29 protein-coding genes and 3 pseudogenes are annotated in these 26,984 nt (G+C 71.7%); 15 read left to right on the plus strand and 17 right to left on the minus strand.

Annotation, left to right across the window (positions count from 1 at the left end):
- On the plus strand, positions 1–1,182 hold the full coding sequence (locus JNW87_RS06485) for an MFS transporter (RefSeq protein ID WP_109802403.1): 1,182 nt from the start codon (positions 1–3) through the stop codon (positions 1,180–1,182).
- A 69-nt stretch (positions 1,183–1,251) separates the two neighbouring features.
- Here the strand turns inward: JNW87_RS06485 and JNW87_RS06490 are convergent, their stop codons facing one another.
- From JNW87_RS06490 to ligD (JNW87_RS06510), 5 genes are all read right to left on the minus strand, one after another.
- Complete coding sequence (locus tag JNW87_RS06490) at positions 1,252–1,809, minus strand: TetR/AcrR family transcriptional regulator (RefSeq protein WP_161557858.1); 558 nt, start codon at positions 1,807–1,809, stop codon at positions 1,252–1,254.
- A 237-nt stretch (positions 1,810–2,046) separates the two neighbouring features.
- Positions 2,047–2,931, minus strand: a complete 885-nt coding sequence (locus JNW87_RS06495) for a GNAT family N-acetyltransferase (RefSeq protein ID WP_109802385.1) — start codon at positions 2,929–2,931, stop codon at positions 2,047–2,049.
- Positions 2,932–3,146: 215 nt separating this feature from the next.
- Positions 3,147–3,899, minus strand: coding sequence for a TIGR03089 family protein (locus tag JNW87_RS06500; protein ID WP_109802386.1), 753 nt, complete (start codon positions 3,897–3,899; stop codon positions 3,147–3,149).
- A gap of 56 nt (positions 3,900–3,955) precedes the next feature.
- Positions 3,956–4,870 carry a non-homologous end-joining DNA ligase gene (gene ligD / locus JNW87_RS06505; RefSeq protein WP_109802387.1) on the minus strand — a complete coding sequence of 305 codons (915 nt, stop codon included), beginning with the start codon at positions 4,868–4,870 and terminating at the stop codon, positions 3,956–3,958.
- Positions 4,860–5,801, minus strand: coding sequence for a non-homologous end-joining DNA ligase (gene ligD / locus JNW87_RS06510; RefSeq protein ID WP_109802388.1), 942 nt, complete (start codon positions 5,799–5,801; stop codon positions 4,860–4,862). The genes ligD (JNW87_RS06505) and ligD (JNW87_RS06510) overlap by 11 nt, the downstream gene beginning before the upstream one ends.
- An 85-nt stretch (positions 5,802–5,886) precedes the next feature.
- Here ligD (JNW87_RS06510) and JNW87_RS06515 point away from each other — a divergent pair, with 85 nt between their 5' ends.
- Positions 5,887–6,909 carry a Ku protein gene (locus JNW87_RS06515; RefSeq protein WP_109802389.1) on the plus strand — a complete coding sequence of 341 codons (1,023 nt, stop codon included), beginning with the start codon at positions 5,887–5,889 and terminating at the stop codon, positions 6,907–6,909.
- 54 nt (positions 6,910–6,963) lie between these two features.
- On the opposite strand, the gene JNW87_RS06520 is transcribed toward JNW87_RS06515, so the two are convergent.
- Positions 6,964–7,356, minus strand: a complete 393-nt coding sequence (locus JNW87_RS06520; RefSeq protein ID WP_109802390.1) for a PPOX class F420-dependent oxidoreductase — start codon at positions 7,354–7,356, stop codon at positions 6,964–6,966.
- Positions 7,357–7,512: 156 nt separating this feature from the next.
- On the opposite strand from JNW87_RS06520, the gene JNW87_RS06525 reads away from it, so the two are divergent.
- The 4 genes from JNW87_RS06525 to JNW87_RS06540 all read left to right on the plus strand — a co-directional run bounded on the left by JNW87_RS06525 (position 7,513) and on the right by JNW87_RS06540 (position 10,167).
- Positions 7,513–8,184, plus strand: coding sequence for an FKBP-type peptidyl-prolyl cis-trans isomerase (locus tag JNW87_RS06525; protein WP_201749696.1), 672 nt, complete (start codon positions 7,513–7,515; stop codon positions 8,182–8,184).
- 139 nt (positions 8,185–8,323) lie between these two features.
- The gene (locus JNW87_RS06530) at positions 8,324–9,154 is read left to right on the plus strand and encodes a hypothetical protein (RefSeq protein WP_109802404.1); all 831 of its coding nucleotides are present in this window, start codon (positions 8,324–8,326) and stop codon (positions 9,152–9,154) included.
- Between the two features lie 62 nt (positions 9,155–9,216).
- Positions 9,217–9,477: a YciI family protein gene (locus JNW87_RS06535; protein ID WP_109802392.1), complete on the plus strand. Its 261-nt coding sequence runs from the start codon at positions 9,217–9,219 to the stop codon at positions 9,475–9,477.
- 36 nt (positions 9,478–9,513) lie between these two features.
- Positions 9,514–10,167: an HAD family phosphatase gene (locus JNW87_RS06540; RefSeq protein ID WP_109802393.1), complete on the plus strand. Its 654-nt coding sequence runs from the start codon at positions 9,514–9,516 to the stop codon at positions 10,165–10,167.
- A gap of 327 nt (positions 10,168–10,494) precedes the next feature.
- Here the strand turns inward: JNW87_RS06540 and JNW87_RS06545 are convergent, their stop codons facing one another.
- Entirely contained in the window at positions 10,495–11,088 is a 594-nt protein-coding gene (locus JNW87_RS06545) for a pentapeptide repeat-containing protein (protein ID WP_109801628.1), read from the minus strand.
- 65 nt (positions 11,089–11,153) lie between these two features.
- On the opposite strand from JNW87_RS06545, the gene JNW87_RS06550 reads away from it, so the two are divergent.
- The gene (locus JNW87_RS06550) at positions 11,154–12,386 is read left to right on the plus strand and encodes a serine hydrolase (RefSeq protein WP_109801629.1); all 1,233 of its coding nucleotides are present in this window, start codon (positions 11,154–11,156) and stop codon (positions 12,384–12,386) included.
- A 99-nt stretch (positions 12,387–12,485) separates the two neighbouring features.
- The gene (locus JNW87_RS06555; RefSeq protein ID WP_109801630.1) at positions 12,486–13,124 is read left to right on the plus strand and encodes an NAD(P)-dependent oxidoreductase; all 639 of its coding nucleotides are present in this window, start codon (positions 12,486–12,488) and stop codon (positions 13,122–13,124) included.
- Positions 13,125–13,127: 3 nt separating this feature from the next.
- On the opposite strand, the gene JNW87_RS06560 is transcribed toward JNW87_RS06555, so the two are convergent.
- Positions 13,128–13,592 carry a PPOX class F420-dependent oxidoreductase gene (locus JNW87_RS06560; RefSeq protein ID WP_109801631.1) on the minus strand — a complete coding sequence of 155 codons (465 nt, stop codon included), beginning with the start codon at positions 13,590–13,592 and terminating at the stop codon, positions 13,128–13,130.
- 61 nt (positions 13,593–13,653) lie between these two features.
- Positions 13,654–14,294, minus strand: a pseudogene (locus tag JNW87_RS06565) (DUF6642 family protein).
- A 314-nt stretch (positions 14,295–14,608) separates the two neighbouring features.
- Here JNW87_RS06565 and JNW87_RS06570 point away from each other — a divergent pair.
- The gene (locus JNW87_RS06570) at positions 14,609–15,385 is read left to right on the plus strand and encodes a D-Ala-D-Ala carboxypeptidase family metallohydrolase (RefSeq protein ID WP_109801632.1); all 777 of its coding nucleotides are present in this window, start codon (positions 14,609–14,611) and stop codon (positions 15,383–15,385) included.
- Positions 15,386–15,504: 119 nt separating this feature from the next.
- Here JNW87_RS06570 and JNW87_RS06575 read toward each other — a convergent pair whose 3' ends face one another.
- On the minus strand, positions 15,505–15,963 hold the full coding sequence (locus tag JNW87_RS06575) for a hypothetical protein (protein ID WP_238453295.1): 459 nt from the start codon (positions 15,961–15,963) through the stop codon (positions 15,505–15,507).
- Between the two features lie 158 nt (positions 15,964–16,121).
- Here JNW87_RS06575 and JNW87_RS41340 point away from each other — a divergent pair.
- Together JNW87_RS41340 and JNW87_RS06585 are read left to right on the plus strand one after the other, a co-directional pair.
- Positions 16,122–16,529, plus strand: a pseudogene (locus JNW87_RS41340) (heme-binding protein); the annotation flags it as partial.
- Between the two features lie 229 nt (positions 16,530–16,758).
- Positions 16,759–17,256 (plus strand): hypothetical protein, encoded by a 498-nt coding sequence (locus JNW87_RS06585; protein ID WP_238453297.1) that lies wholly within the window; start codon positions 16,759–16,761, stop codon positions 17,254–17,256.
- 127 nt (positions 17,257–17,383) lie between these two features.
- Here JNW87_RS06585 and JNW87_RS06590 read toward each other — a convergent pair whose 3' ends face one another.
- Positions 17,384–19,468 carry a hypothetical protein gene (locus JNW87_RS06590; RefSeq protein ID WP_109801636.1) on the minus strand — a complete coding sequence of 695 codons (2,085 nt, stop codon included), beginning with the start codon at positions 19,466–19,468 and terminating at the stop codon, positions 17,384–17,386.
- A 425-nt stretch (positions 19,469–19,893) separates the two neighbouring features.
- Between JNW87_RS06590 and JNW87_RS06595 the strand changes: the two genes are divergently transcribed.
- Together JNW87_RS06595 and JNW87_RS06600 are read left to right on the plus strand one after the other, a co-directional pair.
- Positions 19,894–20,826 carry a ParA family protein gene (locus tag JNW87_RS06595; RefSeq protein ID WP_238453298.1) on the plus strand — a complete coding sequence of 311 codons (933 nt, stop codon included), beginning with the start codon at positions 19,894–19,896 and terminating at the stop codon, positions 20,824–20,826.
- On the plus strand, positions 20,823–21,284 hold the full coding sequence (locus tag JNW87_RS06600) for a Rho termination factor N-terminal domain-containing protein (protein WP_109801638.1): 462 nt from the start codon (positions 20,823–20,825) through the stop codon (positions 21,282–21,284). The genes JNW87_RS06595 and JNW87_RS06600 overlap by 4 nt, the downstream gene beginning before the upstream one ends.
- A gap of 64 nt (positions 21,285–21,348) precedes the next feature.
- On the opposite strand, the gene JNW87_RS06605 is transcribed toward JNW87_RS06600, so the two are convergent.
- Positions 21,349–22,362 (minus strand): acetamidase/formamidase family protein, encoded by a 1,014-nt coding sequence (locus tag JNW87_RS06605; RefSeq protein ID WP_109801639.1) that lies wholly within the window; start codon positions 22,360–22,362, stop codon positions 21,349–21,351.
- A pseudogene (locus JNW87_RS06610) lies at positions 22,359–23,758 on the minus strand (APC family permease). The gene JNW87_RS06605 and the pseudogene JNW87_RS06610 overlap by 4 nt, the downstream one beginning before the upstream one ends.
- Before the next feature lie 240 nt (positions 23,759–23,998).
- On the opposite strand from JNW87_RS06610, the gene JNW87_RS06615 reads away from it, so the two are divergent.
- Positions 23,999–24,559, plus strand: coding sequence for a DUF1697 domain-containing protein (locus JNW87_RS06615; protein WP_236647739.1), 561 nt, complete (start codon positions 23,999–24,001; stop codon positions 24,557–24,559).
- Between the two features lie 106 nt (positions 24,560–24,665).
- Complete coding sequence (locus JNW87_RS06620; RefSeq protein ID WP_109801640.1) at positions 24,666–24,893, plus strand: TM2 domain-containing protein; 228 nt, start codon at positions 24,666–24,668, stop codon at positions 24,891–24,893.
- A gap of 52 nt (positions 24,894–24,945) precedes the next feature.
- Here the strand turns inward: JNW87_RS06620 and JNW87_RS06625 are convergent, their stop codons facing one another.
- The 4 genes from JNW87_RS06625 to JNW87_RS06640 all read right to left on the minus strand — a co-directional run bounded on the left by JNW87_RS06625 (position 24,946) and on the right by JNW87_RS06640 (position 26,982).
- A complete protein-coding gene (locus JNW87_RS06625; protein WP_238453299.1) occupies positions 24,946–25,449 on the minus strand; it encodes a hypothetical protein in 504 nt (167 codons plus the stop codon).
- Positions 25,446–25,733 carry an MBL fold metallo-hydrolase gene (locus JNW87_RS06630; protein ID WP_238453301.1) on the minus strand — a complete coding sequence of 96 codons (288 nt, stop codon included), beginning with the start codon at positions 25,731–25,733 and terminating at the stop codon, positions 25,446–25,448. Before JNW87_RS06630 ends, JNW87_RS06625 begins: the two co-directional genes overlap by 4 nt.
- Complete coding sequence (locus JNW87_RS06635) at positions 25,691–25,945, minus strand: hypothetical protein (protein ID WP_238453302.1); 255 nt, start codon at positions 25,943–25,945, stop codon at positions 25,691–25,693. The genes JNW87_RS06630 and JNW87_RS06635 overlap by 43 nt, the downstream gene beginning before the upstream one ends.
- A gap of 152 nt (positions 25,946–26,097) precedes the next feature.
- Positions 26,098–26,982 (minus strand): serine hydrolase, encoded by an 885-nt coding sequence (locus JNW87_RS06640; protein WP_238453300.1) that lies wholly within the window; start codon positions 26,980–26,982, stop codon positions 26,098–26,100.
- Positions 26,983–26,984 lie beyond the last annotated feature (2 nt).

The following is a 26,984-nucleotide window of genomic DNA, read 5'->3' on the forward strand; positions in this document are numbered from 1 at the left end:
ATGCCTCGCGCCCTGCACGCCCTCGCTATCTCCACGTTCGCGATCGGCACGACCGAGTTCGTGATCGTGGGCCTGATCCCGGGGATGGCCGCCGACCTTCACGTAAGCCTCACCACCGCGGGTCTGCTCGTGAGCATGTACGCGCTGGCGATCACGATCGGGGGGCCGCTGGGCACAGCGCTCACCGGTCATTTCGACCGGCGGTGGTTGATCATCGCCCTCATGGGGGTGTTCCTGCTCGGGAACCTCGCGGGGGCGTGGGCACCGAACTTCGAGATGCTGCTGGCTGCTCGTGTCGTGACAGCAGTCGCTCACGGCGTGTTCTTCAGCGTCGGGGCCGCGGTCGCGTCAACACTCGTGCCACGGAACAAGTCGTCACAGGCCGTAGCGGTCATGATGGGTGGTCTCACCATCGCGATGGTCCTCGGTGTTCCGCTCGGGTCTTGGCTCGGAGAACAGCTGAGCTGGCGTGCCCCGTTCCTCGTTGTCGCCGGCCTCGCCCTCGTGGCACTCGTATCCCTGCTCGCGTTCCTTCCGGCGTCGATCGCGCACACGCCGCCGGAAAGCCTCATCGCGCAGGCGCGGCTGCTCGGCAACCCGCGGCTCGTGACGATGTACTTGGTGACAGCGATCGGGTGGGGAGCGACCTTTGTGACGTTCACCTACATCTCACCGCTCCTGACCGAGGTCACGGGAATCAGTGCGAGCGCGGTGAACGTGGCTCTCGTCGTCTTCGGTGTCGCGACCGTGGCAGGCAATATCACTGGCGGCCGGCTGGCTGACCGGCTCGGGACCAAGCCGACGCTGACGTTCGTCCTGATCGGAACGTCGATCGTGCTGGCCGCACTGCCGTTCACCGCGCATTCCGCAGTCGCCATGTTCATCAACATCGCGGTGTGGGGTTTCTTCGCATTCGCCATCAATCCGGTGATGCAAGCGGGCGTGGTGCAGATCGCCGAGGACGAGTTCCCCGATGCGGTCGGCACCGCCTCCGGGTTCAACATCGCCGCATTCAACCTGGGTATCTCCGGCGGATCGCTCCTCGGAGGCCTCATCGTCCAGTCGTCAGGCGTGATCTCGACGCCATGGGGTGGCGTTGTCATGGCCGTTGTCGCGCTGGGCATCGCAACGGTCGTCCTCAAACGGCGCAGTCACGTGAAGACAAGCCTCATCGGGGTCTGATCGACCAGCGATGGGTGACGGGCGGAAGGCCATCCGGCTTTCCGCCCGTCACCGTGTGCGCATCACGCGTCAATCGGTGGCTGACGACGAAGCGTCGTTCCCCCACAATGTCAGCACGCTGCGGGCAACTCCACGAAGCCACGTCGTTGAGTGCCCGTTGACCGCCTGGACTGCCATGCCCTGGATCACGGTCACGACCAGTGCCACGGTCTCGGCGACGCCGAGGCCCGGAGGCAGCGGGCCGTTCGCGCTGGCCTCGGAAAGGCGACGTTCCAGCACTGCGGCGATCGCCTCTCGGTTGGCCGCCAGTTGCTTTTGCACGATCTCGTTGTCCGGACCGCAGGTCAGCGCCCCGGCTGTCTCCAAACACCCGGGAGGGGTCGAGTCGTCTCCGTGCAGTTCCGCCAGGCCGAAGAGAAGCTTCTCCACGATGCGGCGTGGAGTCGGCTCCGCCAGCGCCCGCTCCCGGAACGCCAGGAATTCCTCGTGGTACAACTCCACCGCTCGGCGAAAGAGCCCCTCTTTGTTGCCGAAGGTCCGATACAGGCTCGTCTTCCCCAGCCCGGTCGCCTCCATGAGGACGCTCATCGACGCGCCCTCATAGCCATACCGCCAGAAGGCGAACATCGCAGCGCGAAGTGCCGTCCGCTCATCAAACGTCCGAGGCCGAGCCATACATCCTCCCGCACGATCCAGTCGAGCGCACATCCCGACAGGCGCCGACGTCCCCCTTCGGCGGCCCTGCGACTTCGCCAGCCGGCACGTGAGTAGCGACCATCGACGCTCATTTGTTACCGAATGGTACCATATTCGGTACGTGAACCTGGCCTCGACAAGATCCGGCCGGGTCACCGTCGGCGGCGGTCACGAGCGGCGGTGCAGGTAGCGGGCGCGGCGGCCGGCGTCGCGGAACCCGAGCCGCCGGTACAGCGCGGCGGCCCGGTTGTTGTCGTTCACGCAGAGCCACGCCTCCCGGGTGCCTTCTCCGGCCAGCGACCGCAACGCGGTCGCCACCAGGTACGCCCCGACCCCTCGGTGCCGCCAGCCGGGCACGACGCCCACCTGGTCGACCCAGTTGTCGATGACGTTGAGGAAGCCGACCGCCGTACCGTCGGGACCGCGAGCGATCATCGATAGGTCCGGCCGGTACTCGTCGTCCTCCCGCAGCTCAGCCAACCAGTCCTCGGCGCAGGGCGCGGCGAAGCCGGGTCGGTCGGCGAAGGACGCGTGGTAGGTCTCGAACAGCTCGGGGCCGCTCTCCCAGGTCACCGGCTCGGTACGCACCCCGTCAGGGCGCGCGACATCCGGGAGGGCGGTGAGGTCGTGCCGCAGCACCCACTCGGCGAAGGTCCGCTCGAGCCCACGCGCCGTGAAGAGGGCCTCCGCGCCCGGACTCAAGGACTCGGTGGTCACGAGCAGGTCGGCGTCGCCGGCCTGCTCGTCCGCCCAGCTCAACAGCCGGCTGCCGAGGCCCCGCTCCCGCCAGGCCGGATGCACCAGGGCGGTGCTGGTGGCGGGCTGCCCGGCGGTGCCGACCCCCACGGCCGCGACCAGGCTGCCCTCGTGCCAGACGCCGAGGGTACGGTCCTGGAGCAGCCGCGCCCGCAGCAATGGAGGGCGGGCGAACAACGACAGCCCACCGTCGGCGGCCAGGCACGCCTCAGCCAGTTCAGTCAACTCCGCGAGGTGCCCCTCGCCGAACTCTTTCCACGTGAGAGCGTCGCCGCCCGGTTCCGTCCGGTCCACCATGATCCTCTGCCCCTGTCGCCTGCCGCCGATCGCACGACGTCCGGCCGTGGCGGCTGGTGCCGGGCCGGCGCGTACGGCGTCCGGTGGGCAGTAGGCATCGCGGCCTGAACCACTGTCAACGGGTTCCAGTCCGCCATGCCCGAAATCGGGTTCAGTCGGGCCGCGCTAGCAGGTCCAACAGGCCGTCGTGGAGGCGACCGGCCCGGCGGTGGTGCTCAGAGCACCCGGGTCACCTGCTCGACGTCGATCCGATCGGCCAGCCGTTCCCGGTCCAGGTTGGCGCAGATCACCACGGAGGCGCCGGCGGAGAGCGGGGCGAGCAGCCACTTCAACGGCTGCTCGTGCTCGGCCGCGTCGACCAGGAGCCGGTCGCCGGCCCGAAGGTCGAGCTGCTCCGCGATCCCCGTCGCCACCGCGGCCCACTCGCCGTAGCTGGTGCCGTCCGGGCTGGCCGGGTCGGACGGGTGGACGGCGGTGTAGTCGGGCGGGGTGTCGGTCTGCCGGAGAACCTCCGTGGACCAGTCGAGCCAGCCCAGGGGCACGTTGGTCAGCGGTCCGGGCCCGGCGCCGACGAGGTAGCGGTGCCGCCCCTCGGGCACGTCCTCCAGCCAGTCGTCGAGGCGTTCAGGGGTCACGAACACCGCGTCGTACGGCAGGTCGCCGCCCGGTTCGAGAACCGGCAGCCCGGCGGTGGCCCGCGGCCGGAACGACACGGCCATGCCCACCGACCAGGCGCCGAGCAGCACCGCGGCGGTACGCCAGTGCGGCGGCAGCAGCACCGCGACCCGGCTGCCCGGGCCCAGTCCACAGCCGTCCCGCAGCAGGCCCGCGCTGCGCGCCGCCCAGCCGCCGAGCTGGGGCGCGGTCAGCTCCACCCGCTCGCCGGTGGCGTCGTCCCGGTACGTCAGCAGCGGCGGCTCGCCGTCGGTGGGCACGGCACCCGCAACGGCCGTGGGCAGTCCGGCCATCAGACTCTCCTCACTCCGGATCGCCTCACCCTATCGACCGGCTCCGTGGCGCCCGGTCAGGGCAACGGCAGTTCGGGGCCGCCGTCCAGGAGGGGGGCCAGCAGGTCGCCCTGCTTCTCGACGCGCTTGAGCACCTCGCCAGCCGTGTACGGCTTGGTCGACGGCCGCTTGCCCGCCGCGCCCGCCTCGACCTCGTCCCAGGTCAGCGGGGTCGACACCGACGGCACCGACTGGGCGCGCAGCGAGTACGGCGCGACGGTCGTCTTCGCCGCGTTGTTCTGGCTCCAGTCGATGAAGACCTTCCCCGGTCGCAGGTTCTTCGCCATCTTCGACACGATCAGCTTCGGGTGCGCCCGCTCCAACTCCTGCGCGATCCGCCTCGCGTAGTCGGAGACGACATCGGAGGACTGTGTACCGGCGATCGGGCAGCAGAGCTGCATGCCCTTCTTCCCCGACGTCTTCGGGTACGACTCCACCCCGTCCGCCGCCAGCCGGTCCCGCATCAGCAGCGCCACCTGGCAGCACTGCTTCAGCGCCGCGGGCGCGCCCGGATCCAGGTCGACCACCATCATGTCCGGGTGCGCGCCGATCTTCCACTGCGGCGTGTGCAGCTCCAGGGCGGCGAGGTTGGCCAGCCAGACCAGGGTGGGCAGGTCGTCGGCGACCACGTAGTCGATGGTCTCCCGGCCCTTGCTCGACCCGGGGGCGGGCAGGGTCTCGGTGCGTACCCAGGCGGGGGTGGCGGCCGGGGCGTTCTTCTCGAAGAACGAGGCGCCCCCCACGCCGTTGGGGTAGCGGATCCGGGTGAGCGCTCGGTCGGCCAGGTGCGGCAGCAGCACCGGGGCGATCCGGGTGTAGTAGTCGATCACCTCGCCCTTGGTGAAGCCGGCCTCCGGAAAGAGCACCTTGTCCAGGTTGGACAGCTCCAGGGAGCGCCCCTCGACCTCCACCTTCAACCGGTCAGCTGGCATCGTCGACCTCCTCGGGTGGCTTGTCCGGGCGCAGGCGCAGGATCCGGGGGAAGCGCAGCCGTCCGTCCGGCGTGCGCTGGCCGTACTTCACCTCCACCACGATCTGCGGTGTTACCCAGCTGGCGCCCCGGGCATCCTCGCGCGGCACGTCCCCGGCGAACGGCGAAGCCGGCGTGCGCAGCGGCTCCAGCTCGCGCAGCAGCTCCTTCTCCAGGGCCGCGCCGATCCCGCCGCCGACCCGGCCCCGGTAGGTGAGCCGGCCGTCCTTGCGGGGCACCCCGACCAGCAGGCCGCCGATCTTGCGGGCGCCTGGCCGCCAGCCGCCCACCACGAAGTCGCCGGTGACCTCCAGCTTGACCTTCACCCAGTCCGGCGAACGCACCCCGGGCCGGTAGACCGAGTCGACCCGCTTGGCCATCACCCCCTCCAGGCCGTGCTCGCCGGCCGCCTCGTAGGTGGCCGGGCCGTCGCCGAAGGTCGGCGGGACGGCCCACCGCGCGGCCCCCAACCCGAGGGACTCCAGCGCCGCCCGCCGCTCCCGGTAGGAGCGGCCGGTCAGGTCCTCGCCGCGCAGCCGGAGCAGGTCGAAGATCATGTACGTCACCGGCACGGTGGCCGCCAGCCGCGCCGCCTTGGCCGGGTTCCGGACGTGCATCCGCTCGGCCAACGCGGTGAACGACGGCTGCCCGAGCTCGTTGAACAGGACCACCTCGCCGTCCAGCAGCGCGTCGTCGACCTGGTCCCTCAGCGTGATCAATTCCGGGTACGCGGTGGTGATCTCCACGCCGGAGCGGGCGTACAGGTGGTGGTCGCCGTAGGAGAGGTCGGCGAGCGCGCGGACCCCGTCCCACTTGAACTCGTACGCCCAGCCGGCACCGGCCGGGAGCGGCCCGGTCATCGCGAGCATCGGCTTCAGGGGCGCGCCGGGCACCTTCTGACTGTAGTTGCGCAGCGAAGAGCGTGCGTACCGTTCGATCGTTTGCGATCCTGGTCAGAACCGGGGAGAGGAGCGCGGGATGCGGGCGATCTGGAAAGGAGCGGTGTCGTTCGGCCTGGTGTCGATCGGGGTGAAGCTCTACTCGGCCACCGAGGAGAAGGACATCCGCTTCCACCAGGTGCACCGCGACGACGGCGGGCGCATCCGCTACAAGCGCACCTGCTCGGTCTGCGGCGAGGAGGTCACCTACGACGACATCGCCAAGGGGTACGACATCGGCGGCGGCGAGATGGTCATCCTCACCGACGAGGACTTCGCCGAGCTGCCGCTGACCACCTCGCGCGCGATCGACGTGCTGGAGTTCGTCCCCGCCGAGCAGGTCGACCCGATCCTCTACAACAAGGCGTACTTCCTGGAGCCGGAGGGCTCGGCGACCAAGCCGTACGTGCTGCTGCGGAACGCGCTCGCCGACTCGGAGCGGGTGGCGATCGTCAAGGTGGCGCTGCGCCAGCGCGAACAGCTCGCCACCCTGCGCGTACGCGAGGGCGTGCTGCTGCTCAACACGATGCTCTGGCCGGACGAGGTGCGTACTCCGGACTTCGGTTTCCTGGACGAGGACCTGAAGGTCCGGCCGCCGGAGCTGGCGATGGCCAGCTCGCTGATCGACTCGATGGCCGGGGAGTTCCAGCCGGACGCCTTCACCGACGACTACCGGGCGGCGTTGCAGGAGGTCATCGACGCGAAGATCGAGGGCCGCGAGGTGGTCCAGCCGGAGGAGGTGGAGGCCGCACCGGCCGCCGCGGTCGACCTGATGGCCGCCCTGAAGGCCTCGGTCGAGCGGGCCCGCGCCGCGCGCGGCGAGGAGCCCGCCCGTAAGGCCGCCGAGCCGACCCCGATCTCGGCCGCCCGCTCCGCGCAGAAGGCGGCCAAGGCGCCGGCGAAGAAGGCCGCGGAGAAGAAGGCGCCGGCGAAGAAGGCCGGCGCGAAGAAGGCGGAACCGGCCAAGAAGGCGGCGGCGAAGAAGACCGCGGAGAAGAAGGCGGCAAAGGCCCCGGCGAAGAAGGCCGCCGAGAAGAAGGCCGCCCCGCGTAAGACCGCCTGACCTGCGACCACCCCCTGCCGAGCCGGATCGCACGGCAGGGGATGGGACCGGGCGTCAGCCTCGGCCGAGCTTGCCGGTCGGGGTGATCCGGACGATGACCCGCTCCTCGCCGGCCTGGCGGAACGGGTAGGTGTCCTGGCCCAGGTACTTCTTCGCCATCCGGTTGATGTGCTCGTCGGCGCCCTCGGTGACGAACTCGGCCGTGCCCTTCACCCACAGGGTGCGGAAGTCGTCCGCCTTGTCCACGACCGAGAGCGCGACCACCGGGTTGCGCTCGATGTTGACGTACTTCTGCCGGCCCTTGACGGTGTTGAAAAGGATGTACTCGCCGTCGGTGTCCACCCAGACCGGGGTGACGTGCGGGGTGCCGTCGGCCTCGATGGTGGCCACGTGGGCGAGCTGCGGCTCGGCGAGCAGGGCCAGGTCTACTTCGGTGAGGATCGCCATGGTCGTGAACCTACTACCGGAAACCGCCGCCGACCGGTCTCCTGCCCGATTCGGCCCGGGCGAGGGGGCACCGAGGGCGTCCCGACGGGTACCGTGTGCGCTGGTCTCGGCAGCGGCCGCCGGGCCGCACCCACCCACCCAGCAGGGGAGTTCGACGTGAGCGAGCGTGTGCAGAACCGGTCGGCGGGCCAGGGCCCGGGCACCAAGGCGGAGCGGCGGCTGGCCGCCCAGCTGGCGGCGAAGAAGGCGGCCGAGGCGAAGCGCCGCCGGCAGTCGCTGCTCGGCGCGCTCGCCGGTGTCGCCGTCGTCGCGGTGCTGATCGGCGTCTTCGTCGTCGTGAACGGCGGGGACGACGACAAGAAGGACGCCGCCGGCACCCCCTCGGCCGGCGCCACCGCCCCGGCTCCCGAGGCCACCGCGCCCGCCGCACCCCAGCAGCAGCTCCCGGAGGGCGCGGATCCGGCGCTCGCCACCAAGCCGAAGGTCGGCCCGGGCAAGGGCGAGCTGACCAAGCTCACCGTCACCCCGCTGATCAAGGGCAAGGGCCCGGCGGTCAAGGCCGGCCAGACCATCACCACCAACTACGTGGGGGTGTTCTACAAGGACGGCAAGGAGTTCGACGCCTCCTGGAACAACGGGCAGCCGGCCAGCTTCCCGATCGGTGTCGGCCAGGTCATCAAGGGCTGGGACCAGGGCCTGGTCGGGGTCACCGTGGGCAGCCGGGTGCAGCTGGACATCCCGGCCGACCTGGCGTACGGCAACGACAGTGCGGGCGGCCGGCCGGCCGGTCCGCTGCGCTTCGTCGTGGACGTGCTCGCCGCGCAGTAGGTCACACCGGTCTTCCGTCCGGTCACCTACCGGCAGTAGGTTCATGGTCACCGTGGGCGGCACCACCCGCCCACGGTGACCTGTCACCGAGGCGGAGGTGCACGTGGCGGCGCTGGACGACCCCAAGCTGGCCCGGGTGATGTGGACGCACTTCGAGCCGGTCCACGCGGTGACCTACTTCCACCCGCGGGCCCGGGCCGCGTACGAGGCGGTCGGGCTGCGCGGCTACTGGCGGGGATACTTCGCCGGCCGGGCCGCCCCGCTCGGCCCGACGCCCGCCCCGCCGGTGATCGCCGCGTTCTTCAGCTTCGCGCCCCGGATGGTGGCCCGGGCGCTGCCCTCGGTGTGGCGGCTGGCCACCCCGGAGGAGGCGTTGCGGGCCCGGCTCACCGGTGCCGTCCAGGCGCTCGCCGAGTTCACCTACGAGCTGCCGGAGACCCACCTCGTCGAGGCCGCCGAGTTGCTGGAGGCGGCCGCCGGCCAGGTGGAGACCGCCGGCCGGGTGCTGGGCGGCGTCAACGCCGCCCTGCCGGCCGGCGAGTACCCGCTGGCCCGGCTCTGGCAGGCCGCCACCACGTTGCGCGAGCACCGGGGCGACGGGCACGTCGCCGCCCTGGTCACCACCGGGTTGGACCCGGTCGAGGTGCTGGCCTGGCGCTGCCGGGTCGACCAGTCCCGGGAGTTCCACCAGCCGGCCCGGGGGTGGACCGACGAGGAGTGGCTGGCGGCCGAGGAGCGGCTGGTGGCCCGCGGCTGGCTGACCGCCGGGCACGAGCCCACCACGTACGGCAGCGACGCGTTCCGCGCGGTCGAGGAGGCCACCGACCGGGCCGCGGCCGGCCCGTGGCGGGCGCTCGGCGCCGAGCGTACGGAGCGGCTGCGCGAACTGCTCGAACCGATCGCCCGCCGCTGCCGCACCATCATTCCCCGGCAGAGCCCGATCGGCCTGCCCGCGACCCAGCCGGGCTGACCACCCGGCCCGTTCACCAGGGCGGCGGCGGAACGCCATGCCGGAGGCGTAGCGTGCCCGGCATGTGGATCGTGGAACTCGCCTTCACCGACGTCCCGGACCGGCTCGCCGCCCGACCGGCCCACCGGGAGCGGATCACCGCCCTGCACGCCGAGGGCAAGGTACGGATCTCCGGGCCGCTGGCCGACGACTCGGGCGCGGTGCTGGTCTTCGACGTGCCGGACCGGCCCGCGCTGGACGAGCTGCTGGCCGCCGACCCGTACTACACCACGCCCGGCGTCGAGGTCGTCCGGATCCGGGAGTGGGCGCCCTTCCTGACCTGAGCCGGCCGCCGCGGGAGGGCAGGGCAGGATGGGCTCATGGTGGACGCGGTGCTCTTCGACCTGGACGGCGTGATCGTGGACTCCGAGCCGGTCTGGGAGGAGGTCCGGCGGGCGTACGTGGCCGCGCACGGCGGGACCTGGCAGTCCGACACCCAGCGCCGGCTGATGGGGATGAGCACCGACGAGTGGGCCGCCTACCTCAGCGGCGAGCTGGGCGTCGACCGGAGTCCGGAGCAGGTCGCCGCCGAGGTGGTCGCGGAGATGACCCGGCGGTACGCGGAGCGCGTACCGCTGATCGACGACGCCGACGAGGTGGTGCGCCGGATGGCCGCGCGGTGGCCGCTGGGACTGGCCAGTTCCTCCCCCACCCGGCTGATCGCGGCGGCGCTGGCCGCCACCGGCCTGGCCGACGCCTTCGGCGCGACGATGTCGACCGAGGAGACCGCGCGGGGCAAGCCGGCGCCGGACGTCTGGCTCGCCGTGGCCGCGCGGCTCGGCGTCGATCCGACCCGCTGCGTGGCGGTCGAGGACTCCTCGAACGGGGTGCGCTCCGCGGCCGCCGCCGGCATGCGGGTGGTGGCGATCCCGCACGGGTCGTACCCGCTGGATCCGGACGCGGAGGCGCTCGCGGACGTGCTGCTGGCATCGGTCGACGCGCTCACCCCGGACGTCGTGGACCGGCTCGGCTGAGCCGGTGCGGGCGGCGTCCGCGCCGCCGCTCAGATCGCCCGGCTGCGGCTCGACGCAGGCGAACGCGGCCAGCGCCTCCACCATCCAGCGGCGGCGTCGCCGGGCCCGCGCGATCCGGCGCAGCGCGGACCGGGTCTGCCCGTACGGGGACGACGCCCGGCCGCCGACCCGAGTGCGGTCTTCCTCCGCCACCGAACCTCCGCTCCCCACCCACGCACCGGCCGGCGGACGGGCGGGCGTGGCCGCTTCACGTTTTCATCGACCGGGCGAATGCGCCATACGGGGACGGTCGCGCGTTTCCACTTTGTTACCAAGCGGTAATGGGCGTCAGCGGATCTGGAAGCCGAGCGCCTGCGCCAGCACGATCGCCTGCTCGGCGTCGACGATCGCGCCGGCCCGCTCCACCACCGTCGGGTCCAGCGCGGTCAGGTCGCTGCCCCGCAGGTCGGCGCCGGAGAGCCGGGAGCTGTGCAGTTGGGCGCCGGACAGGTCGGCGCCGGTGACCGTCGCGTCGGTCAGGTTCGCCCCGGTCAGGTCGACCTCGCGCATCCGTACGTCGGTGATGCTCACGCCGCGCAGGTCCGCGCCCGGCAGCGCCACGAACGACCAGTCGCCGCCGCTGATCCGCAGCGGACGCAGGTCGCACTGGTCGAAGCTGCTGCCGACCAGCTTGCAGCCGGTGAACTCGGCCTCGAAGAGGTTGCACCGCTTGAAGGTGCAGCGGGTGAAGGCGGAGTCGGTGTGCCGGGAGGCGTTGAACGCCACGTTGCCGAAGACGCACTCGGTGAAGATCGCCCGCTGGCTGATCGCCTCGGTGAGGTCGACGTGGAAGAACGAGCAGCGGACGAAGTGCCGGTCGACCAGCTCTTGGGCGTACCAGTCCTCGTGACGGTAGGTGACATCCTCGGTGGGCTCAGCCATCGGGCCAGATTAGTGGCGCGGGCCGACACTTCCCGACCGGCGTACCGGCGAGTAGGTTCGGCGGCGTGAGCGTGGCAGTGAGCATCGACCCGGACCGTATCGGCTTCGACCCCGCCCGGCTGGCGCGGATCGACGAGCACTTCGGCAGGTACGTCGACGACGGCCGGCTCGCCGGCTGGCAGATCGTCGTCGCCCGCCGGGGCGAGATCGCCCACTCGTCGACCTACGGCCTGCGCGACCGGGAGGCCGGCGCCCCGGTGGAGTCGGACACCCTCTGGCGCATCTACTCGATGACCAAGCCGATCACCTCCGTCGCGGCGATGATGCTCTGGGAGGAGGGCCGGTTCGAGCTGAACGACCCGATCAGCCGCTGGCTGCCCGAGTTCGCCGACGTCCGGGTGTACGACAAGGGCTCGGTGCTCAAGCCGTACACGGTGCCGGCGGTCGAGCCGATCCGGGTTTGGCACCTGCTCACCCACACCTCGGGCCTGACGTACGGCTTCGCCCAGACTTCGGTGGTCGACGGCCTGTACCGGGCGGCGGGTTTCGACCTGGGCGTGCCGGCCGGCGCGGACCTGGCGGCGGCGTCGGCGGGCCTGGCCCAGCTGCCGCTGCTCTTCCAGCCCGGGTCGAGCTGGAACTACGGCGTCTCCACCGACGTACTGGGCCGGCTGGTCGAGGTGGTCTCCGGGCAGCGGCTGGACGAGTTCTTCACCGAGCGGATCCTCCGGCCGCTGGGCATGACCGACACCCGCTGGTGGGTCGACGAGCCGGACGCCAAGCGGCTGGCCGCCCTCTACGCCCCGCACCCGGCGACCGGGCAGGCGGTCCGCGCCGACGGTGTCGGCCGGGCGGCGCTGGCCGGACCGAGCTGGTTCTCCGGGGGCGGCGGGCTGGTCTCCACGGCCGCCGACTACCACCGCTTCACCCAGTTCCTGCTGCGCGGCGGCGAGCTGGACGGGGTACGCCTGCTGGCGCCGCGGACGCTGCGCTTCATGACCCGCAACCACCTGCCCGACGGCCGCGACCTGGCCTCGTTCCACCCGGAGGGCTTCGCCGAGACGGTGCTCGACGGCATCGGCTTCGGCCTCGGCTTCGCCGTGGTGCTGGACCCGGTGCCGGCCCGGGTGCCGAGCAGCGTCGGCGAGTTCTACTGGGGCGGACTGGCCAGCACGGCGTTCTGGGTGGACCCGGTGGAGGAGGTCACGGCGCTGCTCTTCACCCAGCTCATGCCGTCGAGCACGTACCCGCTGCGCTCGCAGCTGCGCCAGCTGGTCTACTCCGCGCTGATCGACTGACCCCGTCCGGGCGCGCCGGCCAGGATCGCCGTTACGGCACCGGCCGGGTGGCCCGCTCCATAGCCTGTGAGACGAGGCAGGTCCGGGCGGGAGGCGGTCATGAGCAACATCGTCGTGTTCGGCGCGGGTGGCACCGCGGGGTCGCGGATCACGGCGGAAGCCGTCGCGCGGGGGCACCGGGTCACCGCCGCGGTGCGCCGCCCGGAGGCGACCAGCTACCTGCCGGCGGGGGTACGGACGGTCACCGGCGACGCGACGTCCCCGCGGAGCGTACGAGAGCTGGCCGAGGACGCCGACGTGTTCGTGGTGGCGATCGGCGGCGGCGAGCGGGACCTGTGGCGGGACGCGGCGGACACCCTGGTGGGCACGCTGCGGGAGCTGCCCCACCCGCCCCGGGTGATCCACGTCGGGGGCGGGGCGACGCTGCTGACCCCGAAGGGCACCCCGTTTTTCGACGAGCCGGACTTCCCGGCCGAGTACCGGGACTCGGCGAAGGGCCAGGCCGACGCGCTGGCCGTCTACCGCGCCGCCGACGGGGTGACCTGGACGTACGTCTCCCCGCCGCCGCTGGAGTTCCACCCGGGCGAGCGCACCGGCCACTACCGCACCGGCACCGACGAGCCGGTGACCGACGCGCAGGGCCGCTCGGTGCTGACCTACGAGGACCTGGCGGTGGCGATCGTGGACGAGATCGAGAACCCGCAGTTCGCGAACGCCCGGTTCACCGCCGCGTACTGACGTTCAGTCGGCCAGCCGGGCGGGGAAGCCGCCGGTGGCGATCGGTCCCCAGCTGTCGATGGTGACCCGGATCAGCGACTTGCCCTGCTTGACCATCGCCGCCCGGTACTCGTCCCAGTCCGGGTGCTCCCCGGAGATGCTGCGGAAGTACTCCACCAGCGGTTCGAGGGCCTCGGGCAGGTCGAGCACCTCGGCGGTGCCGTCGACCTGCACCCAGGGCCCGTTCCAGTCGTCGGAGAGCACGCAGGCGGAGACCCGGGGGTCACGCCGGATGTTGGTCACCTTCGCCCGCTCCGGGTAGGTGGAGATCACCAGTCGGCCCGCGGCGTCCACCCCACAGGAGACCGGGGAGGACTGCGGCCGGCCGTCGGCGCGGGTGGTCATCAGCACGACCTTGTGCCGGGGGCGGAGGAACTCGATGAGGGCGTCCCGGTCGACCCGGGTGTTGCTCGCGATGCTGCGTGCCATGCGTCGGTTCTACCAGGCCGCCCGGCGGGCCGGGGTGCGCCCCCGGGCGGGTGACGCGGCGTCAGCGGGAGCGGCCGGCGACGCCGTGCGGGGAGGGCTGGGCCGGCACCCGGGGGCGGGCCGACGCCCGCCAGGCCCGGCCGTTGGCGTAGATCACCCGGAACCCGAGGTACGACGCGAGCGGCGCCCAGTGCGCCGAGCCCATCCGCAGCTCGGCGGCGTTGTGCCGCTGACCGTTGGCGAGCACGTCGAGCAGCACGGTCTCGAAGGCGGCCGATTCCACCCAGTCGACTTCGCGGGTAAAACCGCAGATCAGGGCCGCTCCGGTGATGTCCAGGAAATCGCGCAGCGTGGCGTCGGAGGCGCGCAGCACCGAGCAGCTGCCGAAGTAGAGCCGACGCCCCTCGCACCGGCCGCCATCCGTTCCGCAACGTCGGCCAGTTCCACGGAGTCCCAGTCGGTGAGGCAGAGCCGGCTCGGTTCGCCGTGCATCGCGAAGAAGCCGACCCGGTAGTCGGCGTACTGCTTGAGCAGCCAGCGGTCGAGGAAGTAGAAGAGTTCGTCGCGGGTGGCCGCGTCCTTGTGGATGAACCGGATCCGGCCGAGCCGTTCGAGCAGTTCCAGCGTGGGCAGGACGGACCCGCGCTCGTTGAGGTCCCGGTGCCACTGGCCCTCGATGCAGAAGACGCCACCGCGCGCCACGCCCACCTCCCCGTTCGCGGAGCCCGGCGCAGACCTTACCGGCCCCGGGTCACGAGCCGGCATCACCCTCGGTGTCCCCGAACCGCCGCTTCTGTCACTCATGGGCGTTTTCGCGACCCGCTTCGACCGGCCGGATCCGCATGGGTGTTTCGCAATTTGCACTATTCACAGCGGCTGCCCAGGAACAAGCGATTGTGAGGACAATTCTGGTTAACGGCCGCTGACCGCCCGGAAGGCTGTCAGGGTGGAAGGGACGGGACGTTCCGGTCCATGTCCTGATCACCACCTATTCGACCTGTTACGGGAGGACTTCTGTGCGCGTGAACACCTTGAAGCGGGCGGTCATCGCGTTCGCCCTGGCGTTGCCCGGGGCCGCGATCGCCACGCTGGTCGCCGCGCCGGCGGCCCACGCCGACGGCTGCTACACCTGGCAACGGACCCTGTCCCAGGGGCGTTCCGGCGCCGACGTCCGCCAGCTGCAGATCCGGGTGGCCGGCTGGGCCGCGTACCGGGACATCGTCCGCGTCGACGGCAGCTACGGGCCGGAGACCGCCGCCGCGGTCCGGCGCTTCCAGTCCGCGTACGGGCTGCGCGTCGACGGCATCGCCGGCCCACAGACCTTCGCCAAGATCTACGACCTGCAGGACAACGACTGCACGCCGAAGCACTTCAGCTACACCGAGCTGGACAACGGCTGCGGCAAGGGTGGGTGGAGCGCTGGCCCGCTTTCACCGACCGCGACCAGGGAAAACGCGATACGCACCATGTGGAAACTGGAGGCGCTGCGGCGCAGCCTCGGCGACAAACCGATCTACGTGAGCAGCGGTTTTCGCAGCATCGCCTGCAACAACCAGGTCAGCGGGGCGGCGGCGGACAGCCAACACCTCTACGGCAACGCCGCCGACCTGACCTCGCGCAGTTCCTCGCTGTGCCAGCTGGCCCGCACGGCCCGCAGCCGTGGCTTCAGCGGCATCTACGGTCCCGGCTACCCCGGCCACGGGAACCACGTCCACGTGGACTCCCGCCGGGAGAACAACCGCGACCGCAGCTCGAACACGACCAGCTGGTCCGCGCCGAACTGCGGAATCTGATCGCCGCCGGCAGCCACGAGCCGGCGGACGTGGACGGCGGCTCGGCACAGGGGTGGGGGACCCTGCGGCCGGGCCGCCGTCGTGCCACCCCGGGCGCGGGCTGTCGGGCGTGCCCCCGATCAGCTCGCCCGGGGCCAGCGCGGCCTGGTGGCGGGGGGCGCCACCGGCCGACCGGTACCGCCGGGCCGGATGGCGGGCCGCACCCCAGGTGCGACGACCCGGCCGGCCTGGCCGCGCGGGGACTGGGTGACCGGGGCCGACGGACGCGCTGACGTCGGCCGGGTCAGCACGAACGGGAAGGGCACGTGCACGAACGGGTTGCCGTGCCGCACCAGCGCGTCGATCTGTCGCTCGTTGAGGCCGTGGGCCGCCAGCACCCGCCGGCCCCAGCGGTGCAGCCGGCAGGGGTACGCAGCGCCGTCGTTGCGGCACTTCGGTCCGGCGGGCCACTCTTCGGCGGCGTGCACCACCACCGCCCGGACCGCGAGCCGGACATCCTCGGGGGTCAGCGATGCCGGCACCGGCACCTCACCCAGGATCTGATCGATGGGATCCGTCGACTGCTCACCAACTCGCACGGCAGGCCTCCCGCAACTCGGCAGCGGTGCGGCTGACCCGCCGCACCACATCCTCGCCCAGTGGTACGGGCCCCGAGCGGCAGGAGTTCAATCCCGGCCTGCCCCGCGACGGGAGCCCGGTAGCGTTTCCGACAGGACAGCGAGGCCGGGAGCATGCGATGACCGAGCGGCAGCCGTACCGGGTGGTGGCCCGCCATCCGGGCTTCGAGCTGCGCCGCTACCCGCCGCACCTGGTGGCCGAGGTGCGCGTCGAGGGCGACTTCGCCACGGCCGGCAGCGAGGCGTTCCGACTGCTGGCCCGGTACATCGGCGGGGCCAACCGGTCCCGGCGGCCGATCGGCATGACCGCGCCGGTGGTGCAGGAGCCGGCCAGGACGGAGAAGATCGAGGTGACCGCCCCGATGGTCCAGGAGGAGGGCGACCGGCCCGGCTGCTGGCTGGTGCGGTTCGCCATGCCCGCGCCCTTCACCGCGGCGACGCTGCCCGAGCCGGAGGATCCCCGGATCACCACCCGGGAGATCCCCGGGCAGCTCGTCGCCGCGACGCGGTTCTCCGGCCGGTGGACCACCCGGGCGTTCGAGGAGCGGGCCACCGCGCTGGGCCGGGCCGTCGCCGCCGCCGGGTTCCAGCCGGCGGCGCGGTCCGGTACGCCCGCTTCGACCCGCCGTGGAAGCCGTCGTTCCTGCGCCGTAACGAGGTCGCGCTCCCCGTCGCCGAATAGCTCGGCGGCCGGCAGGGTTGCCGGGTCACCCCTAGACTTCCGGTGTCTCGCCCCCGGCCCAGATGGGAAGTTCCGTGCATCGCTGGCCCGCCGCCCTGGCCCTGGTCCTGCTGCTCGCCGGCTGCGGCGGCGGCACCGAACGGACGACCGAGCTGCCGGCCTGGCAGACCTCCGCGCCGACGGCCCCGGCCCCGCTGACCGCGAACGAGGCCAAGGGCCGCTACCTGGCGATCGTGGCGCCGTACAACACGGCCCTGGAGGAGCTGCAGGAGGCGCTGAAGGCGGGCCGGCCGTGGCGTACGGTCCGCACCCTGGCCCGTACGGTCGCCACCACCAACGCCGCCCACGCGGACCAGTTGCGGACGACGGTCTGGCCGGCGAAGGCGCAGGCCCCGGTCGCTGCGCTGCTCAAGGAGAACGACCTGGCGCTGCCGCACTGGAAGCTGGCCGGCGAGGCGACGAGCGCCGCGGCGCTGATGCGGGAGATCCGCGCGGCCGCCGCGCACGACGGCGGCGAGCAGGCGACCCAGGTACGCGCCAGCCTCGGCCTGCCCGCCTACCAGAAGCCCTGAGCTCGGCCGTCGCGGCTGCCCGAAGCTCACGGCGAGCGCGGCGGCGCGGTAGCCCCGGGCGCCCGACCCCGACGCGGCGGTGGGCCCGTGCCGTCGCGCGGCACGGGCCCACCGATGGTGGTGCGTCCTACTTCTTGTTGCCGGTGTTGGTCACCCGGAAGGTGTAGTCCGCGTCCAGGAAGGTGAGGTCGCCGGTCGGCAGGTTGGAGATCAGGACGGCGAAGTCGTCCTGGTTGCCGCCGGCGCACTTCGTCTGGAGACCGCTACGGGTGAACTGGTCCCCGGTGAACCGGTAGACCCAGTTGCCCGCGCCGTCGGTGATCTCCCCCGCCGAGGTGGTGCCCGGCGTGAGGTCGCAGTGGCTGACCACCTGGACGGTCCAGTTGTTGTCCTGGGTGCCGGTGGTGGAGAACCAGTCGCCGGCCGGCGAGGAGAGGGTCGCGTCGGCGCCGTTGACCCGGACGTCGTCGACGAACCAGCCGGTGTCCAGGTAGGCGGCGTCGGTGGAGTACCGGAACCGCACGTCGGTCGCGCCGGCCGGCAGGTTGGCGGTGAGGTGCACGTAGACCGGGTCGTCCACGAAGTACTCGCCGCCGGAGGTGCCGGTCAGGCCGTTGCCCTCGGTGTTGTTGCCGTGCGGGTTGTCGTTGGTGGTGACGACCTGTCCGGCGTCGTTCCGCAGCGGGACGGTGACCCAGTCGCCGCCGACCAGGGCCTCGGCGAAGCCGTAGTCCCAGCCCTCCTCAATGAAGTTCCAGCTCCAGAAGTCCAGCGAGCTGACCGGGCCGGCGGTGTCGACGTTGAGGATGTTGTCGGACTGGCTCTCGTAGCCGGCGTACCAGTGGGTGGTGCCGGTGTGCGGGGCGATGACCGTCTGGTCGTCGCCGTCGAAGGCGACCGCGACGGTCGGGCCGGGGTTGCGGAACCGCTCGACCGACATGCCGAACGGCACGGCGGTGGTGTCCGGGCGGTTCTTCAGCCGGGCCCACTTGGCCTCCGGCGTGGCCCCCTGGTAGCTGCCGCGACCGCTCCAGAACACGTCGTCGGCGATGTCGATGGTCCACGCCGTGTCGGCCGGGTCACCGAAGTTGAAGGCCTTGATGTCGTAGGTCGGCGAGTTCTCGTCGTCCAGGTAGACCGCCACCGACCAGTCGCGGAACAGGTCCGCCGCGCTGCGCAGGTGCGAGCCGGTCGCGGCGTTGAAGTCGTCGATGGCGTTCTGCACGCCGGTCATGCCGTCGGCCTGCTCCTCGAAGATGGTCTTGATGAGCAGGTCACCGGCCTTGTCGTCGTACTGCTTGTCCGGGGTGTAGGTGCCGTCGCCGTTGCCGCCGGCCTGCTCCCACAGGTACTGGAAGTAGGTGAACGAGGCGCCGTAGTTGGCCAGTGTGCCGCCCCAGCGGGTCAGCGAGGTCTCCTCGTAGAAGACCTGCTGGTTGCTCAGGTGCGAGCCGCCGGCGTCCAGGCCGTTGAGGAAGATGGCGAAGTCGGCCAGCCCCTCGTCGACCCAGGAGAGCTCGCCCGGATCGCTGTAGTTGTGCAGCAGGTGCTGCAGCTCGTGGGCGACGGTGCCCTCGTACAGTTCCGGACGGTCGTTGGCCGGGTTGGCGTCGCGCCACGGCGAGTCGTTCGGCCCGACCCGGTTCGCCCAGTCCAGGGCGTCGACCACGATCACGTTCATGCCGACGCTGTCGATGAAGTCGGGGGCGAAGTAGCCGGCCGTGTACGACGTCTGCGCGCAGTCGTAGTACGCGTCGTCCTGGATGTTGTAGAGGACCATCACCAGCGAGTCGCTGGCCGGCTCGGCCGGGTCGGCCGCGTCCATCGGGCCGTAGTGCTCCTCGTCCACGGCGACGATCTGGTCGGCGAGCTTGTCGCCGACGTAGTTGATCTCCGCCTGCGTGAGGGTGAACTGCGCCGCGGTGGCGGTGGCGCACGGCGTGAACCCGTCGGCCGGGTTGTGGTCGAACTGCGGGTCGAGGCTGGCCACGCCGGCCGGCGCGGTGCCGTCGAGCGGGGTGCCCTTCGGGACGTAGATGTAGACCGGGGTGCCGTCGGGCGTGGTGTTGGCGTACACCCGGGTGAAGTCCTGGTTGTACGTTCCGCCCGCGGCGCTGTCGTTGATCGGCAGCGTGATGGTCGGTTCGCCGGGAAGGTTCTCGTGGTCGTTGGCCTGGGCCGGGGCCGAGACCGTGAAGGCGAGCGCTGTCATGCCCGCCGTCAGGGCCGCGATCCGGCTCGGTCGTCTCATTCGCACGCGGATGCCTCCTGGGAGTGTGGCCGCGACAGCTCGTCCACGGCCATCGATGTAACACCTTTCCAGCCCCGTGCGTTGCAGTCCTACCGGGGCTGACCAGGGAATACGTTCCTTAGCAGACCATCAGCGACGACGAATGCGAAGAGACTTTCTGTAACGAAGACGTCACGACGTCGATAACTGGCTGGCCGGAAATTCCCGTCGTACCGGAACCTGATCCCGGGTCACCCGGGAAGCCGACGTCGCATCCTCCGAGCAGCTGTCCACTGACGAGGGACACGACAATGCGTACGGGGCCGCCCGGACCGCGGCAGGACGTACGGGGGGCTTCTTGGGTCGGATCCGGCTGCCGCTACCGTTCCCCGTCTGGGGAGGTGCCGGTGTACGTCGTATCGGTGATCAATTACAAGGGCGGGGTGGGCAAGACCACCATGACCGCCAACCTCGGGGCCGAGCTGGCCAACCGGGGGATGAAGGTGCTGCTGATCGACCTCGATCCGCAGGCCAGCCTGACGTTCAGCTTCTACGAGCCGGACGACTGGCGGGACCGGCTGCGCGACGACCGCACGGTCAAGCGCTGGTACGACGGGCTGCGCGGGGACACCCCCAAGATCACCCTCGGTGAGCTGGTGGTCTCCCCCGGCCCGGCGAACGCGCACCTCAAGGGCGCCGGCCGGCTCGACCTGATCGCGTCCCACCTCCAGCTCGTCGACATCGACCTGGCGCTGGCCTGGGGCGTGGCCGACGGCGACGAGTACGACGCCGAGCTGTTCCGGGTGCGGGGCTCGCTGGCCGAGGGGCTGCACGACGAGGCGCTGGATCCGTACGACCTGGTGCTGATCGACTGCCCGCCGAACTTCAACGTGGTCACTCAGTCGGCGATCATCGCCAGCGACCACCTGCTGATCCCGGCGCGGGCCGACTACCTCTCCACGCTCGGCATCGACTACCTGCACGGCAACGTCCGGGAGCTGGTCGACCGGTACAACGCGGACTCCCGCCGGTTCGCCACCATCCGCCGGCACCACAAGGTCGCGCCGGGGATCGCCGGCGTGGTGTTCACGATGATCCAGCTCATGGCGCAGCGGCCGATCGCCGCCCATCAGGGCTACATGGACCAGGTCCGGGCGCTCGGCGTGCCGGTCTTCCCGACCGCGCTGCGGGAGAACGTCACGCTCTTCGCCACGAACACCCCGCGCGGCGTGCCGGTGGTGCTGCGGGAACGGGTCACCGCCCCACCGGTCCGCGAGGAGCTGCGGCAGATCACCACCGAGTTCCTCGCCCACCTCCAGCCCGCCGGAGCCACGGCATGACCGACCCGACGCGCACCGCCCTGGCCCGGGTCGCCGAGTTCCTGACCGGCCTCTCGGCGGCGGACCTGACCGAGCTGGCCGCCGGGCGGGCCCGGCTGGCGTTGGTCCGGGCGGGGGACGCCACGCCATCTGGTCCCTCCGCCTCCCCGGCCCTGGCGACCGCCGCCGGGACGACCACCGTCGCGGCACCGACCGGTGCGGCCGCCCCGCTGGCCACGCGGCCGGTGGCGGCGTCCGCCGTGGACCCCGAGCACGCCTACGCGGCGCTCGCCGCCATGTCGCGGCGCGACGACGGTACGGCGTACCTGTCGTCGTGGACGACCCGTGACCTGCGGGCGCTGGCCGCGCGGACGGGGCTGCGCGGGGTAACCGGACTGCGGAAGATGGAGCTGGTCGAGCGGATTGTCGACCGCACCATCGGCTTCCGGCTCGACTCCACCGCCATCCGCCGGCGCTGACCGCCACGCCCCCGGCTGCTGGCCGCCATAGGGGACGCCCGCCAACGGCGGCGTCCCCGTCGGCTCAGCGGTGGGTCAGGTAGTCGCGGGCGATCTGCCGCAGCCGGGTGTGCGTCCCGTCGTAGGTGCTCGCGCCGCCGAGGTAGCGCTTGGCCACCTTGGCGACCATCGTGTAGTTGGGGTCGCAGACGTTGCCGACCGGCGCCTCGCCGGCCTGGCTGATCAGCTGGTACGCGTCGAGCTGGTCCAGGCCGACCAGCTCGGCGGTCCAGGTGACCAGGTCGTGCTGGCTGATCCGGTACGCGTCCTCCAGCGGCCGGGCCGAGCCGGTGCACATCAGCGCGTCGTCGGACTCCAGGCGCGGCCACGGCGTCCCGACGCCCTTGATCACGTCGACCACGACGGTGGTGTTCATGGCCGCCTCCACCGCGGTGCCGCAGACCTCGCCGTGGCCCTGCCGGCAGTGGCCGTCCCCGAGGGCGAACAGGGCTCCCGGCACGTTGACGCCGAAGTAGGCGGTGACCCCGGCCCGCAGCTCGGGGGTGTCCATGTTCCCGCCGTGGGTGTCCGGGGTGATCGTCATGCGCGCCTCGAAGGCGCCGGGCGCCACGCCGACGGTGCCGTGCATCGGGTCCAGCGGCAGTTCGACGGTGAAGTCGCCGCGCCGGGCGCGGTAGGTGACCGTGCCGGCGGCCACGTCGACGTCGTACCGCCAGACGACCTCGTCGAGCGGGGGATGCAGGGTGGCGGTGGCGTGGGTGCCGGTGAGCGCCCCGAAATGCGGGAAGGTGGTGGAGATCGCCCAGTCCCGGGCCGGTTCGATGGCGACGAAGTGGACGGCGAGGGTGTCCCCCGGTTCGGCGCCCTCGACGTGGATCGGGCCCGTCACGGGGTTGAGGTACGGGAACTCGCACACCCGCGACGGCAGGTCGTCCACCCCGCGTACCCGCCCGCCGAAGCAGTCCTCGGTGTGCAGCTCCAGGATCGTGCCCGGCCGTACCCGGCGCACCGGCTCCCGCCCGCCGAAGGTGTACGACAGCTCGTCTGGCTCGGGCCGGTACTTCACGACCTCGTTCATGCTCGCTCCTTGGCCGGCTCGTCCGTGGGTTCGTGCTCGGCGTCGGTCAGGGCGGGCAGTTCGGGGCGCCGGCCGGTCGCGTAGAAGGTCAGCAGGACCAGCACCCCGATGCCCAGCCAGACGAAGCCGAGCACCTGAGCGGCGACCTTGGCGTTGATCACGACGAAGAGCAGGATGACGAAGCCGACCACCGGCACGACCAGGTGCCGCAGCCAGTCCCGGCTGCTGTTACGGATCACGTAGTGCACCACCACGGACACGTGCAGCGCCAGGAAGGCCGTCATCGCGCCGAAGTTGACCAGTGTGGAGAGCAGGGAGATGCCGTCGTCCCGGCTCGCCATCCAGAGCCCGAGCGCGAGGGAGATGCCGGCGACCAGCAGGGTGGCGTTGGCTGGCACTCGGTGTCGGGCGTTGACCCGGGCCAGCAGCCGGGGCATCTGCCCGTCCCGGGCCATCGCGTACAGCAGGCGGGAGGTGGCGGCCTGCGCCACCAGCGAGTTGGCGAAGCCCCAGGCGATCGCGGTGGCCAGGGCGGTGAGCCCGGCCAGCCAGCCCCCGCCGCGACCCGGGCGGCGTCGTAGAGCGCGGTGCCCTCCGGGTCGCCGTCGGCCAGCAGGCTCGCCGAGTCCGGTACGAGCAGCGCGGCGACCCAGGTCTGCACGATGAACAGGGTGCCGGCGAGCAGCAACGCCGCCACCATCGCCCGGCCGATCTGGCGGGCCTCCTCCCGGCTCTCCTCGGCCAGCATGGAGATGCCGTCGAAGCCGAGGAAGGAGAGCACGGCGATCGACACCGCGCCGAACACCAGCGGCCAGGAGAACGTCCCGGAGTCGAAGAGCGGGCGCACACTGAATCCGTCGCCCTTGCCCTCGGCGAGCGCGACCACGCCGACCACCAGGAAGATCGCCAGGATCACCAGTTCGGCCGCCAGCATGACCCGGTTGACCCGGGCGGTCATCCGGATGCCGAGGTAGTTGACCGCGGTGTTGAGCACGACGAAGGCGGCCAGCCAGGCCCACACCGGCACGGCCGGCACGAGCGAGTGCATCGCTACGCTGGCCACCAGGTAGAGCAGACCGGGCACCAGGATGTAGTCGAGCAGGATCACCCAGCCGGCGAGGAAGCCGACCGGTGGGGCGATGCCGCGGCCGGCGTAGCTGTAGACCGAGCCGGCCATCGGGAAGGCCTTGACCATCTGCGCGTACGACAGGGCGGTGAACATCATCGCGACCATGCCGATGAGGTACGCCAGCGCCACCATGCCGCCGGAGCCGGCGTAGACACTGCCGAAGATGCCGAATGGGGCGATCGGCACCATGAAGATCAGACCGTAGACCAGCAGGTCCGTGAAGCTCAGGGAACGGCTCAGCTCCTGCCGGTAGCCGAAGCGCTCGATGGGGGTGGAAGCCTCGCCCGGGGGTCGGGTCACCGAGGTCTCCTTTCCGCTCGTGACGGGAGGGGCAGGGTGGAGTCACGTGATGGAGCCGCGGGTCTGGACCGGAAAAGTGAGACGGGCTTCCCTATTGATTAACTTCTACGCCCTGCCGATCGCCGGGTCAACCACCGGCGGGCGCTGCCGGCCAACGCACGGACTGCCTAGGCTGGACGAGGACGCACATCGACGCGAGGAGGCGGGATGGCAGAACGGAAGGCCGGCGTGGGCCGGTACGTGGCCCTACTGCGCGGGGTCAACGTCGGCACCACCCGGATCGCGATGGCCGACCTGCGCCGTCTCGTCGCCGACCTCGGCCACGAGGACGTCAAGACCTACCTGCAGAGCGGCAACGCGGTCTTCACCAGCACCGCGACAGACCCCGCCAAGCTGGCCCGGGGCATCGAGCGGGCGATCAGCGACGAGCTGGGGCTGACCGTGCCGGTGCTGGTCCGCAGCGGCGCCGAACTGACGGCGGTCACCGAGGCCAGCCCGTACGCCGACCGGCAGGACGACCCGACCCGGCTGCTGGTGGCCTTCCTGTCGGCGCCCCCCACGAAAAGCCGCGTGGCCGAGCTGACCGTGCCGGCCGGGGAGAACGTCGAGTACGCGGTGGCCGGCCGGGAGATCCACCTGCACTTCCCCGACGGCGGGTACGGCCGGACGAAGTTCACCAACGCGTACCTGGAAAAGCAGCTCGGCGTGGTGGCGACGACCCGCAACTGGAAGTCGGTGTGCGCGCTGCGCGACCTGGCGACGAGCTGAGCGGCGACTCCACCGTCCGGCTGAACTTCACCTTATCGATCTTGTCCGGTGGTCCACGGTCCCGCTACGCTGCGGGGCCGCCAACGTCATTTGTGAAAGGACCACCGTGACCGCTCCCGTTTCCGCCACCGCCCAGAAGTCCTGGGTGGTCGCGCTTCTGCTCTGCTTCTTCTTCGGCGTGCTCGGCGTGCACCGCTTCTACGCCGGCAAGGTCGGCACCGGCATCCTGCAGCTCATCACCTTCGGTGGTCTGGGCATCTGGACGCTGATCGACTTCATCCTGATCCTGGTCGGGTCGTTCAAGGACAAGCAGGGCCAGCCGCTCGCCAAGTGAGCACCGCGCGGAGGGGCCGGGGTCGGGCGATCCCGGCCCCTCCGGCGTACGCCTAGAAGTGGTAGGCGGTGTGGTACTCCGGCACCACCACCCGGCTGCGCGGGGACGCCTTCCGCACGGCGGCGATCAGGTCGTCGAGGCGCTTGCGGTCGCTCGGCGCGACGGTCGGCGGGTTGGTCAGCGGGGTCTCGAAGTTGTCCCAGTGCACCGGCACCACGACCTTCGGGTAGTCCAGTGCCGCCATCAGCCGCGGCACGTAGTCGGCCGTCGAGCTGGTCGCCGCCGAGGCCACCATCGCGACGTCCGGCGCCAGCCCGGCGAGGTGGCGCTCGTTGAGGTCACTCGCCCCCATGAAGAACACCGCCGGGCCGTCGGCGACCCGGATCTGGTACGCCAGGGTGTCGCCCTCGGGCAGGTCCGCGATGGTGGCGGGCTTCGGCGGCGGGGACACCCGCACTCCCGGGAAGGCCAGCGAGTACGCCCCGTTGCGGCTGTGCAGCGAGCTGACCACCTCGACGGTGTAGTCGCCGAAGTCGAGCACCTCGCCGCCCTTCACCGGGCTGAGCTGCCGGCCGGCACCCCGTACGCCAGGCCCAGGTGGTAGGCCGTGAGGGTGCCGAAGACCCGGGCGCCGGTCCGGCCGGCGATGTGCGGCACGTCGTTGTAGTGGTCCCAGTGGGTGTGCGTGACCAGCACGTTCTCGGCCCGGTCCACGTGCCGGTCGACGACGGCGGTGTCCACCTCGAGCGGGGTGGCCGGGTCGAAGGCGCCCCGGAACAGGCCGGTGTCGAGGCGGCTCAGGTAGGGGTCGACCAGGACCGTCCGGTCGCCGATGTCGATCCGCCAGCCGGACGTACCCCACCAGCGGAAACTGACCGCGCCACGGCGTCGGCCGGTGCTGGCGGCGACCGGCGCGGTGGCCGGCGGGCCGCCTGGGCCGGCGTGGTCAGCGCGGCGGCGGCGAGCCCGCCGGCGGAGACGGCGGCGGTGCCGACCGCGGCGTCCCGGAGCAGCCGGCGACGGTCGATGCCGGACGTACGGTTCTCGGGCATGGTGCGTCCTCCCCGTGGGGTTCGGTGATCGGTACGCCCACCCCACCACCCGGACCCGCCCCACGTCCAAGATCGACCAGCCGCACCGCCGATATCCGGTCGCATATCGGAGCAGGTCACGGCGGGTGCCGGCGGCCGCACCGGTGGCGAACTCAGCCGGCGCGCAGCGCCTCGACGGCCACCCGGGCGGCCTCGCCCATCGCCAGGTCCACGTCGATCCGGCGGGTGTCGAGCCGCTCGGTGCGGGTGGACACCGCGATCGCGTACCGGCCGCCGTCGGGGTACTCGGCGACGCCGGCCTCCAGGTGCAGGCCCGGCAGCGTGCCGCTCTTCGCGGCGATCCGCACGCCGGGCGGGAAGCCGGAGGCGAGCCGGGTCCAGAAGAGCTGCCGGCCCATCAACTCCCGGACCATGGCGCACGCGGCGGGCGGTCCGGTCTCGTCCCGCCAGATCAGGCCGAGCAGCCGGGTCAGCTCCCGAACCGTGCTGGACGTGGTGTGCGCCGGGTCGAAGACCCGCATGGCCCGGACCCGCTCCGGGGGCAGCGTCGGGAAGATCCGGGCGAAGTCCGCCTCGGTGCGCGCGCCGACGTCGGCCAGCATCGTCTCCACCAACTGCCGGGGGCCACCCACGATCCGGGTACGCGACAACCCCAGCTCGGCGGCGAGCATCGGCACCACGTCCGGGCCGACCCGGCGCAGCAGCAGGTCGGCGGCGGTGTTGTCGCTGACCGACATGGCGAAGTAGGCCAGGTCGCGCAGGGAGACCTCGGCGTCGTCGGCGCAGCCGGCGATCCCCCACCCGCCGAGCCGGTCATCGGCCCGCACCAGCACCCGCTCGGTCGGGTCGAGCTGGCCGGCGGCGACCTGCCGGGCGAACTCCAGCACCAGCAGGATCTTGAAAACGGAGGCGATCACGACCTGCTCGTCCGCCCGAACCCCCACCTCCCGCCCCGCACCCCCGTCATCCACCTCGACCACATGCAGGTTCCCCCGAACCCCTACCCGCCCGAAGATCTCCCCGATCCGCTCCCCCACAC

The sequence above is a fragment of the Micromonospora sp. ATA51 genome (assembly GCF_016802855.1).
Taxonomy (GTDB): domain Bacteria; phylum Actinomycetota; class Actinomycetes; order Mycobacteriales; family Micromonosporaceae; genus Micromonospora; species Micromonospora sicca.